The 12,944-nt window shown below is 47.1% G+C and carries 10 protein-coding genes and 1 tRNA gene; 7 read left to right on the forward strand and 4 right to left on the reverse strand.

The features are described from left to right. Positions 1-43 precede the first annotated feature (43 nt). The 4 genes from AOC06_RS02900 (at position 44) to AOC06_RS02915 (ending at position 5,275) form a co-directional block, all read left to right on the forward strand. Entirely contained in the window at positions 44-1,303 is a 1,260-nt protein-coding gene (locus tag AOC06_RS02900) for a lipoprotein-releasing ABC transporter permease subunit (RefSeq protein WP_215381734.1), read from the forward strand. Further along, positions 1,296-1,991 carry an ABC transporter ATP-binding protein gene (locus tag AOC06_RS02905; protein ID WP_215381088.1) on the forward strand — a complete coding sequence of 232 codons (696 nt, stop codon included), beginning with the start codon at positions 1,296-1,298 and terminating at the stop codon, positions 1,989-1,991. The genes AOC06_RS02900 and AOC06_RS02905 overlap by 8 nt, the downstream gene beginning before the upstream one ends. After that, a complete protein-coding gene (locus tag AOC06_RS02910; RefSeq protein ID WP_215381091.1) occupies positions 1,988-2,815 on the forward strand; it encodes a TatD family hydrolase in 828 nt (275 codons plus the stop codon). Before AOC06_RS02905 ends, AOC06_RS02910 begins: the two co-directional genes overlap by 4 nt. Positions 2,816-2,881: 66 nt before the next feature. After that, a complete protein-coding gene (locus tag AOC06_RS02915) occupies positions 2,882-5,275 on the forward strand; it encodes a DNA internalization-related competence protein ComEC/Rec2 (protein WP_215381093.1) in 2,394 nt (797 codons plus the stop codon). Between the two features lie 578 nt (positions 5,276-5,853). Here AOC06_RS02915 and AOC06_RS02920 read toward each other — a convergent pair. Further along, positions 5,854-5,930: transfer RNA gene (locus tag AOC06_RS02920), tRNA-Met, on the reverse strand. A 169-nt stretch (positions 5,931-6,099) separates the two neighbouring features. On the opposite strand from AOC06_RS02920, the gene AOC06_RS02925 reads away from it, so the two are divergent. Genes AOC06_RS02925 through radA form a run of 3 tightly spaced genes read left to right on the forward strand, consistent with a single transcriptional unit; the run spans position 6,100 to position 9,942 of the window. Further along, positions 6,100-8,040 carry a potassium transporter Kup gene (locus tag AOC06_RS02925; protein ID WP_215381096.1) on the forward strand — a complete coding sequence of 647 codons (1,941 nt, stop codon included), beginning with the start codon at positions 6,100-6,102 and terminating at the stop codon, positions 8,038-8,040. Continuing rightward, the gene (locus tag AOC06_RS02930; RefSeq protein WP_215381098.1) at positions 8,037-8,540 is read left to right on the forward strand and encodes a hypothetical protein; all 504 of its coding nucleotides are present in this window, start codon (positions 8,037-8,039) and stop codon (positions 8,538-8,540) included. The genes AOC06_RS02925 and AOC06_RS02930 overlap by 4 nt, the downstream gene beginning before the upstream one ends. A 37-nt stretch (positions 8,541-8,577) precedes the next feature. After that, positions 8,578-9,942, forward strand: a complete 1,365-nt coding sequence (radA, locus tag AOC06_RS02935; protein ID WP_215381100.1) for a DNA repair protein RadA — start codon at positions 8,578-8,580, stop codon at positions 9,940-9,942. Here radA and prmB read toward each other — a convergent pair. Genes prmB through dapD form a run of 3 tightly spaced genes read right to left on the reverse strand, consistent with a single transcriptional unit; the run spans position 9,939 to position 12,853 of the window. After that, positions 9,939-10,838 (reverse strand): 50S ribosomal protein L3 N(5)-glutamine methyltransferase, encoded by a 900-nt coding sequence (prmB, locus tag AOC06_RS02940; RefSeq protein ID WP_215381102.1) that lies wholly within the window; start codon positions 10,836-10,838, stop codon positions 9,939-9,941. The two genes, radA and prmB, sit on opposite strands and share 4 nt — an antisense overlap. A gap of 29 nt (positions 10,839-10,867) precedes the next feature. Next, positions 10,868-12,019, reverse strand: a complete 1,152-nt coding sequence (gene dapE, locus AOC06_RS02945; RefSeq protein ID WP_215381104.1) for a succinyl-diaminopimelate desuccinylase — start codon at positions 12,017-12,019, stop codon at positions 10,868-10,870. 6 nt (positions 12,020-12,025) lie between these two features. Then, entirely contained in the window at positions 12,026-12,853 is an 828-nt protein-coding gene (gene dapD, locus AOC06_RS02950; protein WP_215381107.1) for a 2,3,4,5-tetrahydropyridine-2,6-dicarboxylate N-succinyltransferase, read from the reverse strand. Between the last annotated feature and the right edge of the window lie 91 nt (positions 12,854-12,944).

The raw sequence follows: 12,944 nt of genomic DNA on the forward strand, positions 1-12,944 counted from the left end.
ATTCCATCGGTTTGGCTTGGTAATTCACTAAACTGTTGGGATGTTGAAATTTCCCCTTGAGCTCGAAATTGGCTTGCGCTACACCCGCTCTAAGCGCCGCAAGGCGATTGGTAAGCGCGACGGCTTCCTTTCCTTTATCTCGGGAATCTCCACGATTGGGATCGCCTTGGGAGTAGCATCCCTGATTGTGGTGCTCTCGGTCATGAATGGCTTCCAAAAAGAGGTGCGGGATCGGATGCTATCCGTTCTTTCCCATATTGAAATTAGTGCGCCTGATGGCCTGGTGAACTGGCAGCCCTTAGCACTGACTGTTGCCGCTCAGCCTCATGTTCTTGGGGTTGCTCCGATGGTGGGCTCTCAGGGTTTGTTAAGTCGCGGTGGGGCAATGCGTGGCGTATCGATACGGGGTGTCTCACCCAGCGAAGAGATCAAGGTATCGGATTTACCGAAGCAATTTATTTCTGGAAGTGTTGATGATCTCAAGCCGGGGAGTTTTGGAGTTGCCTTAGGCTCACAACTGGCAGCCATTATTGGTGCCAATGTGGGCGATCGAGTGAACTTGATTGTTCCAGAGGCTGATCTCACACCAGCAGGCGCCTTACCGAGAATGCGCACCTTGCAAGTCGTGGGTATTGTGGATAGTGGCCATTACGAATTCGATAGCTCATTAGTCATTCTGCATTGGCAAGATGCTGCGGCTTTGCTGAGGATGCGCGATCCCACGGGTTTACGGGTCAAGGTTGACAATATGCAGCGAGCACCCGAGATTGCCAATCAAATAGCTGCAGTATTGCCTGATTCGGTTTGGATTTCTGACTGGTCCCGCACCAATCGTAATTGGTTTGCAGCAGTTCAAACCGAGAAAAAAATGATGTTCATCATTTTGACTTTGATCATTGCAGTGGCTGCATTCAACTTAGTCTCCACCTTAGTCATGACTGTGAATGAAAAGCAAGCAGACATTGCCATTTTGCGAACCATGGGCGCCAGTCCTGGAATGATTCAGCGCATCTTTTTAGTTCAAGGTCTGGCCATTGGCTTATTGGGTTCTTTGGCTGGGGTTGCCTTTGGATTATTAATTGCGCTCAACATTGATGTCATCGTTCCAGCAATTGAGGCGATCTTTAGGGTGCGCTTCTTACCCCGCGATGTGTATTTCATTAGTGAGCTGCCATCGGATGTTCATCTTGCAGATGTTCTGACGGTGGGATTGATGGCTTTTGGTTTATCAGTATTAGCTACCTTATATCCAAGCCGTCGAGCCTCGAAGGTCCAGCCTGCGGAGGCGCTGCGTTATGAGTAATACGAACTCTGTAGTTCTTAGTGCTAACGGCTTAGCCAAAACCTACGGTCAAGGCGATTCTGCGGTTGAGGTGCTCAAGGCAATCGATTTACAAGTTTCTCCCTCAGAGAAGCTAGCCATTGTGGGATCTTCTGGGTCTGGAAAAAGTACACTCTTACATCTATTGGGTGGTTTGGATAAGCCAACTAGTGGCACAGTCACTTTGGCTGGAGAAAACCTCAATCAACTGTCGACCAAAAAACTCGATCAGCTCCGCAATCGCAGTCTAGGCTTTGTATATCAGTTTCATCATCTCTTGGATGAATTTACTGCTCTAGAGAATGTAGCTCTGCCGCTCCGCATCAGAGGCCTAGGTGGCGATGAGTCTTTAGCTCGTGCGAGCACCATTCTGAAGCAGGTAGGTTTATCGGCTCGAGAAAAGCATACCCCTGGCGAATTATCTGGGGGAGAGCGCCAACGGGTTGCGGTTGCGAGAGCCTTAGTTGGTAACCCCGCCTGCGTATTGGCTGATGAGCCGACAGGCAATCTCGATACTGAAACCGCTGATAGTGTTTTTGACTTGATGTTAAGTATTGCTCGCGAGCAAGGAACCGCATTTGTGATTGTGACGCATGATCCTATTCGTGCCCAACGTTGTGATCGCATTATGCAACTGGAGCGCGGAGTGTTAAGGACCTTTGCTGGATGAGCGTAAGCCCTTCATGGGTTGATACCCACTGCCATCTAGACGCCCCTGAATTTCTTCCCAATCTTCCAACGATCCTGGAGGAGGCTGCTCAAAAAGGCGTCAAGGCGATTTTGATTCCCGCAGTTCAGTCAAGTGACTTTGATCACGTTAAAGCCTTAGCCCATGACTATGCCAAACAGATTCCGGGTTTGGTCTACACCCTAGGTATTCATCCTTTATATATTCAGAAGGCAAAGGAGAGCGATCTTCTCGTGCTGAAAGACAAAATTGAGACTAATCTTAAGGATCCCCGCTTTGTTGGGATTGGTGAAATTGGCCTGGATTATTTTGTAGAAGGCTTAGACCCAGATAGGCAAGATTTTTTCTTTCAAGGACAGTTGGATTTAGCGCAGCAGTTTCAATTGCCCGTTGTTCTTCATGTCCGACGTTCTCAAGATGCAATACTCAAAGCGTTGCGCCAAAGAACTCTGTCAGGAGGAGTTGCGCATGCCTTCAATGGTAGTTTTCAGCAAGCTGAACAATTTATTGGAATGAACTTTAAGCTTGGATTCGGTGGCGCCGCTACTTACACGCGAGCACTACAAATCCGTCGCTTATTAAAGGAGTTACCACTCAATAGCATCGTCACTGAAACTGACGCTCCTGATATTCCTCCAGCATGGCTAAGAGATGTGGGTGCAGAATGTAATTCACCAAGCTATTTGCCCAGAATTGCGTCAGAGTTAGCAGATATTAGAGGCATTAGCCACGATCAGTTTGCACTGGCTATGAGGCAAAATGCATCACAAGCTTTGCCACGCTGGTCCTCATTCCTTTCCTTCTAAAGATCCTTGCGTTTAGCTATTTCGGCGTTTATCGCCGGGGGATCTCTCCTTCTATTTTTGCCTGCAGTGCCGGCAAACTATTTCGCGGTCACATTGGTCCTGATAACCCTATTGTTGCCAGCAATCTTTTATATCGGCCATCCTCAAATCAAAAGTGTATTAGTCATGATTATGACTTTCACGGTTGGGTTCTGTTGGAATGCCCACTATGCTGATCAACGGTTGGACCATGTTTTGCCTAACTCATTGGATGGTGCAGAGTTCGAGCTGATCGGCCGGGTAGATGCCTTGCCCCAAGGGAATTCGCAGGGAAGCAGATTTGCGTTTGAAGTAGAGAAAAGTACTTCGCGAGAAAACACAGAAGTATTTACTCCGCGGATTTATCTTAGCTGGAATCCTACTTGGAAAAATACGAATACCATTCCTGAAATCATTCCGGGGCAGCGTTGGAACTTCAAGGTGAAGTTAAAGCAGCCCTATGGTTTGCTCAATCCCCATACATTTGACTTTGAACGTTGGGCATTTCAACAGGATTACGGTGCTACTGGATCGGTTCGGTCAGGTGAGTTGCTGGAGACTAATGCGATTGGCTGGTTCGATTTTCGTTTGGGTATGGAGCGAAAGCGGTGGCAGTTGCGTGAGAAAATTCAGCGTTTACTCCCCAAGGACGCCCGCTACCAAGGAGTGCTAGTGGCTCTGGTGCTAGGTGATCAGAATGCGATCGAACAAGATGATTGGCGGATCTTCAATGCAACCGGGATTGGACATTTAATTTCAATCTCGGGCTTGCATGTCACTATGTTAGCTGGGGTGGGGGCAGTGATCGCAGCTAAGGTATGGCGCAGGAGATCATTACCGCTTTATATCCCAGTTGCTAAAGTCGCAGCAATCATCGGCTTTCTCACTGCTTTTATCTATACCTGGTTGGCGGGCTTCCAGATACCAGCACAAAGAACGATGTATATGGTTGGGGTAGTAGCCTTTGCTTTATGGAATGGCCGCAATCCACGATCGTTTGATATTTGGTGGTGGGCCCTCTTTTTTGCCTTGCTGATTGATCCAATGGCACCCTATACACCTGGCTTTTGGCTCTCCTTCGGTGCTGTAGCTGCCATTCTCTATTCCATGAAAGACTCAAAGGGCTTATTGGGTATTCCCACTGGAAAAGAACTTGAGACTATCTGGCAAGATCGAATCAGGATGGCCTTATCAGAAGCCTCTCGAGTGCAAGCAGTGGTAACCATTGCCTTACTTCCGCTTACCTATTATTGGTTCTATCAAACCTCGATTGTGTCCCCTATCGCAAATACCTTGGCAATTCCGGTAGTGAGTTATGTTGTCACTCCTTTGGCTATCGCTGGCGCTCTATTGCCTGAGTGGCTGGGGGAATGGTTTTTAAAACTAGCGCACTTATCAATGGAGTATTTAGGTATCGCCTTAACGGAATTTGCTGGTTGGCCGTGGGCAGTGCACCACTCTCACGAGCCCGCTATCTGGGCTTTAAGTATTGCCGGCCTAGGCGTGATTATGGCGATTCGACCTGGATATTTACTGGATAGCTGGAAGTCACGAGTATGCGGAGTTTGTCTATCAAGTGTTTTATTTATCCCACCATTACCCCATCTCAAGCTCGGGGAGTTTAAGGCAACCGTCTTAGACATTGGGCAAGGCACAGCAGTTGTGGTTCAGACAGCGACAAAGACTCTGCTCTATGACACCGGCCCAACTCACGGAGCGAAGGATGATGCAGGTAGGCGGGTCATTATTCCTTTTTTGCTAGGAAGTGGCATTCATGAGATTGATCGCTTGGTAATTAGTCATAGCGATAGTGATCATATTGGCGGAGCTGCATCCTTATTGAAGGAGATACGGTTTCGTTCGATGATGGGATCATTGCCGGAAAACAATCCCTTATTAAGCAATCTAAATAGAAGATCTATTCCAGCCTTGCCATGTCGTTATGGTCAGCAATGGGAGTGGGATATAGTGACATTTAAGGTATGGCATCCAGATGAGTACACCAACTTTGATCTTGAGTATCCGATGAAACCCAATGAGATGAGTTGTGTTTTGGAGATCAGCAATGATCGCTATTCTTTTTGGATGACTGGGGATGTTGAGAAATATGGCGAGGCGGAAATTGTCAGCAGACTAGTCAATGAGGAATACTCGAAAAATAATTATAAGGAGGTGATTTTCATGGCGCCTCACCATGGGAGCAAAACATCCTCTTCAGTTGGTTTGCTTGAGGCGCTCAATCCAAGTCAAGCGTTTGCTCAAAATGGACATCTAAACCGCTATGGGCATCCACATCCAGCAGTTACCCAGCGCTATCAGGACTTGAATGTTCCGTTTTATCAAACGCCAAAGACGGGCGCTCAGATTTGGGACTTCAAATCCCATGGTTTTTCAAAGATTGATTGGCGTCACAGAGAGAAAAGAATTTGGCACAGAAAATAAACTGACAATCAAAAAATTAAGACGCATTCTGAGATCTTTTCACTGTCATTGGGCAGGTCGTTCTGAACAATTCTGTCTTAATGAAAATGGGTTTTCCAGTTACGGCATCAACTCCAATTCGGGTAACCCCATCGCTTAAAGAATAATCGCTTGTGTTGTAGAGAAATTGCTCTTTCGTTCTTTGCAAATTGGGGTGCTCAATTTCTCTATAGCAATTGAGCACCAAACCATCCTTGATACAACTCCTCTCAGACATTTGATTGGCATCAATCTCGAAGTGTCGTTTCTGTTTAGTTGTGTGGATGACAGATCCAGAGTCCGATATTTCCGTATAGGTGCCTTCGCAGTTAAGCGAAAAGGTGGTTTGCGAGCTCTTTGAGCAGGCAAGCAGGTAAAAGACGGATAACAGTAAATATTTTTTCATTTCAGCCCCAACCTGATTGAGTAAAGCGGATATTGATTATCTTTTTTATAATAATATCTTAGATGATACCGAGTTAGAGATCGAGGCCAGAAGGCTCTGTGCGTGTAAATAGAAAAGGGATACTTTCGTATCCCTCTGTTCTATATAGCTTATTTGGTTGCGGGGGCAGGATTTGAACCTACGACCTTCGGGTTATGAGCCCGACGAGCTGCCAGACTGCTCCACCCCGCGTCTGAGCCTTAGATTCTACCATTTTTCCCCACACTCTGTCCAGCACTCCCGCTTTACTTAGTCTAGAGCTAACCCAAAAGATTGCGTTTTTGACTAGCTAAAACGCCTTATTTCGGGAGTAATATATCGCCACGCAGCATGATGATCATCAACTCCTTTGGAAAGACCTATGTCAGTTAGTAAACCTGAATTTTCAGAATCTGATCTACTTAATCCAGTAGCGATTGAATATGCCGAAGTAAATAAAAAGAGTGGACTGGCTACCTTAGCCCTGGGTGCAATAGGAGTTGTTTTCGGAGATATTGGCACCAGCCCTCTTTATGCCCTAAAAGCCTGTTTTGACCCCACAACTGGGATTCCAATGACCCAAGAATCTATCTTCGGTGTTATCTCGATGGTCTTTTGGGCCTTCATCGTTGTGGTCTCTTTAAAGTACGTGTGGTTTGTGATGCGCGCTAATAACCATGGAGAGGGCGGCATTCTGTCATTGATGGCTCTATCGCTTCGAACCGCTAGAACGGATACCAAGAAAGGCTTTCTTTTAATTCTGATTGGGGTGCTAGGGGCCTGTCTTTTTTATGGTGATGCTGTCATTACACCTGCAATTTCTGTTCTTTCGGCAATTGAGGGTACTGTGGTCGTATCTAGCGACTTTACCCCTTATGTGATTCCAATCACGATTGCTATTTTGTTTTGCTTATTCATGATTGAAAAGAAGGGCACATCTGTAGTTGGCGCCTTATTTGGACCAATCATGTTGGTTTGGTTTTCGATCATTGCTCTAATGGGGCTTTATCAAATTCAAGATGCCCCACAAATTCTGGAGGCATTAAACCCCATATACGCCATTACCTTCATGTCCAAAGATGCCACGATTGCATTTGCCGTTACTGGCTCCATCTTTTTGGTGTTGACTGGAGCAGAGGCGCTCTATGCGGATATGGGTCACTTTGGCATTCGCCCCATTAAGCTGGCTTGGTTTTTGTTGGTGATGCCATGTTTATTGTTGAACTACCTGGGACAGGGCGCCATGCTATTGACCCATCCTGAGACAATTTCAAACCCTTTCTTCTTGATGGTGCCTGAAGCCTATACCTTTGCATTGGTGATATTAGCCACCATTGCTACGGTAATCGCATCTCAAGCCTGTATTTCCGGAGCTTACTCAATGACGAGTGAGGCAATTCTGTTGGGCTTTTTGCCCAGAATGAAGATTTTATTTACTTCTGCCAAAGAAAAAGGCCAGATTTATGTCCCATTCATTAACTGGATGCTTTGCTTTGTAGTGATCGCCATTGTGTTGGCATTCAAAAAATCCGACAATCTTGCCGCTGCTTACGGAATTGCTGTTTCCACTACTATGTTGATGACGACTGTTTTGGTGGCAGTCGTGATGAAGTCAGTTTGGAAATGGAATCCTATTTTCATTGCGCTGGTCATCGGTATATTTCTGATTGTCGATTTCGGCTTCTTCGCAGCCAATCTAGGTAAGGTGCTTGAGGGTGGTTGGTTCCCCTTGGTGATTGGTTCAATCTGCTTTTTACTGATGATGACTTGGTATCAAGGTCGTCAAATTGTTCGTAAACGTCTCTTGGATGACGGTATTCGTCTTGATACCTTTATTACTAGCCTGCTAAAAAATCCTCCTCATCGTGTTGAAGGTACCGCAGTATTCTTAACTGCCCACGTTGATTACTTGCCGGTTTCCTTTTTACATAATCTCAAACATAACCATGTGCTTCATGATCGGGTGTTTTTCCTCAAGATCAGCATTTGGGATGTGCCCTATGTTGCTGATGAAAAGAGACTCACTGTAAAAGAGCTTGGCCCTAATATTTATTTGGTACGAGCTATTTACGGATTTAAGGAGACGCCTGACGCAAATCAAATTCTCGACTTGCTTGAAAGTCATTTCGGCATGAAGATTGATAAGATGAATACCTCTTATTTCTTATCGAGAGATACGATTGTTCCAACCGAGCTACCAGGTATGGCAATTTGGCGCGAAATACTCTTTGCCTGGATGTACCAGAATGCTGGCAGACAATCAGACTTCTTCAGAATTCCAGCAAACCGTTTGGTTGAGTTGGGTTCAAAGGTTGAGATTTGACGAAACTGACTGGCCTGCGCTTAAGGGTATTTCTACTCTTTGCTTCTTGCTGCCTTAGTACTCTGGCATTCGCAACGCCCGAGGAGGAGGCTCAGCTCGACTCTCTCGATAAAATCGATCAGCAGCTTGAGCTGCAGCGTGATTGGGCCAAGTATCGCTGGGAAAAAGCGCAAAACGAATGCTATAAGCATTACTGGGTTAGCTACTGTCTCAGTAGTGCCCGCTCTGATTATCGTAAGGCAATTGATCCTATCGGCACTCAACAAGTTGCCCTACATGCTGAGCAAAGAAAGATCCGCGAGAGCGTAAAGGATCAACGAGATGCTCAAAAAATCGCTGATAGAGCTTCCCCAGAAAAAGCTGCTGAACGAGCTGAAAACAAGCAGAAGTATGAGCAAAAGCAAAAAGACGCTGCAACGAGGGCGGCAGATTTAGAGCAGCGTCGTAAAGATGCCCCTAAACGTTCTCAAGAAAACAAAGCCGGTACTCAGCTCGATTAAGCTGTAAGTCTTATCACCCTTTTTATTAGGTTATTCCTTGGCTAAAGCTAAAACGATATATATCTGTCAGTCTTGTGGTGGCACTTCTGCCAAGTGGCAAGGGCAGTGCCCTGCTTGTCAGGCTTGGAACACGATGGAGGAGGGTTTCCCTGAGTCCAGTACGCCATCCCGTTTTCAGGGCTTAGCCCAATCTTTACCCAGACAAAAATTGGCGGCGATTACTGCGGAAGATTTGCCTCGCTTTAGCACGGGGGTTGAGGAGTTTGATCGAGTTCTGGGCGGCGGCTTAGTTCCAGGTGGTGTTGTTTTGTTGGGTGGTGACCCTGGTATTGGTAAGTCAACTCTGTTACTCCAAGCTTTGGCCGAGATGAGTTCGGCCGGCATGCATGTGCTGTATAGCAGTGGAGAAGAGTCTGCTGCGCAAATTGCATTGCGGGCTAAACGGATTGCTTTAGATGCTCCTGCACTGGAAGTGCTGGCTGAGATTCAGTTGGAGAAACTGTTATCGATTATGGAAACAGTAAAGCCTCAAGTGCTGGTAGTAGATTCCATTCAAACCCTGTATTCAGAGGCCTTTAGTTCTGCGCCAGGTTCGGTTGCTCAGGTTCGTGAGTGTGCTGCGCAACTCACTCGAGCTGCTAAGTCTAGTGGAATCTGTGTTTTGATGGTGGGGCACGTTACGAAAGATGGACATCTTGCTGGACCTCGCGTCTTGGAGCACATTGTCGACACAGTTCTATATTTCGAGGGTGATACGCATTCTTCATTTAGATTAGTGCGCTCCATTAAGAATCGCTTTGGCGCTGTTAATGAGCTCGGGGTTTTTGCGATGACTGAAAAAGGCTTGCGTGGTGTATCTAATCCGTCGGCAATTTTCTTGTCACAGCACGAGCAGATGGTGCCCGGCGCCTGTGTCTTAGTGACTCAAGAAGGCACAAGACCGCTCTTGGTGGAGATTCAGGCGCTCGTCGATACTGCTCATATTCCCAATCCGCGAAGATTGGCGGTGGGTCTAGAGCAGCATCGTTTGGCAATGTTGCTGGCAGTTTTACATCGCCATGCTGGGGTTGCTTGTTTTGATCAAGATGTATTTCTAAATGCAGTAGGGGGAGTTAAAATTACTGAGCCTGCCGCTGACTTGGCAGTGTTACTGGCAATTCAATCATCCATTCGTAATCGCGCACTGCCAAAAGAGTTGATTGTCTTTGGAGAAGTAGGCTTAGCAGGAGAGATTCGCCCATGCCCACGAGGTCAGGAGCGACTCAAGGAAGCTGCTAAATTGGGCTTCAAGTTGGCGATCATTCCGAAAGCCAATATGCCAAAGAATAAAATTGCTGGACTGAAAGTGATTCCCGTCGAGAGAATCGATCAGGCAATTGCTGCGGCGAATGAGCTTAGTTAAGCTAGTAGATCTTCTGCCTGAATGAGTAAGACCTGCTGATCGCCTGCTGAAACCTCCATCCAAATTACTGGGATTTGCGGAAAGGCATTCTTAAAGTTTTCATATTCATTGCCAATTTCAAGTAGAAGTGCGCCACGATCACTCAGATAATCTGGAGCGCCCGCAATAATCTTTCTAATTAAATCCATACCGTCTTCACCACCCGCTAGCGCAAGAGCAGGTTCGGCTAAGTATTCTGCTGGGAGCTTACTCATTGACTCCGCATTGACATAGGGTGGGTTGCAAATGATGAGATCAAAACGATCCTCTTCATTTGGCTCGGGTAAAGCTTCCCACAGGTCGCCATTCAGCAAATCAATCTGCTCGCTTAGACCATGACGATCCAAGTTGCGTGAAGCCAAAGCCAATGCTGGAAGACTGATATCGCAAGCGCTTACCTGAATGTCGGGGCATGCCAAGGCCAGTAAAATCGCCAGTGAGCCGTTGCCAGTACAAAGATCAAGAGCGCGGCCATCGGCGGGTAACCAGGGCTCTAGATCTCCACTGACTATTAATTCGGCAATCCAAGAGCGCGGCACAATGCTCTGTTCATTACTATAAAAAGGAATACCCATTAACCAAGCTTCCCCCAAGAGATAGGCGAGTGGTTTTTGTGAATCAATTCGGAGTTGTGCGAGCTCAAGTGCTTTTGAATGGCTCTCTGGGGTAATCACTTGCGCTAGTTGATCTAGAGCGTCGGTGGGGCTGAGGTCTAGTTGCTTGCTAACAATCCAAAGCGCCTCGCTTTGAGCATCGCTTGCCCCATGTCCGTAATGGAGCTTTGCTTTTTCTAGTAACTGAGCGACTTGCTCAATACTTTGATCTACTGTCAGTTGGGGTTGAGGCTCAGGGTCCATGATCGGGCGTTTATTGAAGAAGGAATGGCTTAAGCAACTAATTGCTCAAGCGTGAGGCGGTAAATATTTTTGAGCGGCTCAACATCATCCACATTGACGCACTCATCGATCTTATGGCTCGTGGCATTGATAGGGCCGAATTCAACTACTTCTTTACAGATTTTCGAGATGAAGCGAGCATCGCTGGTGCCGCCGGTAGTCGACAGTTCTGTTTCTAAGTGCACTTCTTTTTGAATGGACGAACGCAAGGCATTGGCTAAAGCACCATCGCCAGTCAGAAATGGGCTTGCACCGAGGTGCCAGTCAAGCTCATAGTCCAGATTCTCCGATTGAAGAATCTGCTCTACTTTTGTCTGCAATTGTTCAGGAGTGCTTTCAGTAGAGAAGCGGAAATTGAAATCAATTTTCAACTCGCCTGGAATGACGTTATTTGCGCCAGTTCCAGCATGAATATTGGAGATCTGAAAACTGGTGGGTTGGAAGGAGGTATTCCCCTTGTCCCACTCTGCCTCGCTTAACTTTTGAATTGCACCTGCCGCTAAGTGGATCGGATTTTTACCTAAATGAGGATAAGCAATGTGAGCCTGGACACCTTTGACGGTCAGCTTGCCGGAGAGAGATCCGCGGCGACCATTCTTAATCATGTCACCGAGTTGATCAACAGAAGTGGGTTCACCTACGATGCAGTAGTCCAAATTTTGTTTATCTCGTTTGAGGCGCTCGCACAAAATCACTGTGCCATCATGGCCGGGGCCTTCTTCATCGCTAGTAATTAAAAAAGCAATTGAGCCTGAGTGGTGGGGATGAGCGGTAATGAATTCTTCGGTAGCAACCACAAAGCTAGCAAGCGAGGTTTTCATATCAGCAGCTCCGCGGCCGAATAAATAACCATCACGGATCGTGGGGGTGAAAGGGTCGTTAGTCCATTTTTCGAGAGGGCCAGTAGGGACTACATCGGTATGCCCAGCAAAGACAAAAACTTTGCCTTGATCGCCTAGCTGTCCTTTTTTGATGGCCCACAAATTGGTGACCCTGAAGTCATCTGGTCCGCTCACAATGCTCTCAGTATGAAAACCAAGCGCTTGCAGACGCTGGGCAATGAGCTCTTGGCAGCCACCATCGGCTGGGGTGACTGATTTGCAGGCGATCAGTGCTTCGGTGAGGTCAAGGGCTGCGCTCATCGTAATTTAGTCGCGGAGCAATTCGTTAATGGCAGTTTTGGCGCGGGTTTGCGCATCTACTTTTTTGACAATGATTGCTGCATAGAGGCTGTACTTGCTATTGCTTGCTGGAATAGAGCCCGGCACCACAACTGAACCGGCTGGCACTCGACCGTAATGCACTTCACCCGTTTCACGATCATAAATTTTGGTGCTTTGACCAATGTAGACACCCATCGATAAAACACTATTCTCTTCAATCACAACACCCTCGACTACCTCGGAGCGAGCACCGATAAAGCAGTTGTCTTCAATGATGACGGGCCCAGCTTGAATCGGCTCTAAAACGCCGCCAATACCAACGCCGCCAGAGAGGTGGACATTCTTACCAATTTGCGCGCATGAGCCCACGGTTGCCCAGGTATCGACCATGGTGCCTTCACCAACATAGGCCCCAATATTCACGTAAGAGGGCATTAAAACGGCGTTCTTGCCAATAAAGGAGCCGCGGCGAGCCATTGCAGGGGGAACTACTCGGAAGCCGCCTGCAGCAAAGTCTGCTTCAGTGTAGTTCTCGAACTTACTAGGAACCTTGTCATAGAACTGGGTATAGCCGCCAGCAGCCATCGGCTTATTGTCTTCGAGGCGAAATGACAATAGGACAGCCTTCTTTACCCACTGATTCACCTCCCACTGACCTACGCTTTGACGTTCAGCAACCCGAATGGTCCCTGAATTAAGGCCTTCAAGCACGGCATTCACGGCCTGGCGGATATCCGCAGAAACGGCCTGAGGAGAGAGAGTGGCGCGGTTTTCCCAGGCTTGTTCGATGGTGTTTTGGATGGATTGGCTCATGCTTTTTAGTTAACTATAGGATTGTTAAGGGATTTTGCCCTGAATGTCGATTTATCATTATATCGATGGGTTAAAAACGGGTGTAAACACC

The sequence above is a fragment of the Polynucleobacter paludilacus genome (genome assembly GCF_018687595.1).
Lineage (GTDB): Bacteria > Pseudomonadota > Gammaproteobacteria > Burkholderiales > Burkholderiaceae > Polynucleobacter > Polynucleobacter paludilacus.

Coding starts and splice junctions, on each gene's coding strand:
- prmB (WP_215381102.1), bottom strand. CDS start 10,838: ATGGACCCTGAGCCTCAACCCCAACTGACAGTAGATCAAAGTATTGAG.
- AOC06_RS02910 (WP_215381091.1), top strand. CDS start 1,988: ATGAGCGTAAGCCCTTCATGGGTTGATACCCACTGCCATCTAGACGCC.
- dapD (WP_215381107.1), bottom strand. CDS start 12,853: ATGAGCCAATCCATCCAAAACACCATCGAACAAGCCTGGGAAAACCGC.
- dapE (WP_215381104.1), bottom strand. CDS start 12,019: ATGAGCGCAGCCCTTGACCTCACCGAAGCACTGATCGCCTGCAAATCA.
- AOC06_RS02905 (WP_215381088.1), top strand. CDS start 1,296: ATGAGTAATACGAACTCTGTAGTTCTTAGTGCTAACGGCTTAGCCAAA.
- AOC06_RS02925 (WP_215381096.1), top strand. CDS start 6,100: ATGTCAGTTAGTAAACCTGAATTTTCAGAATCTGATCTACTTAATCCA.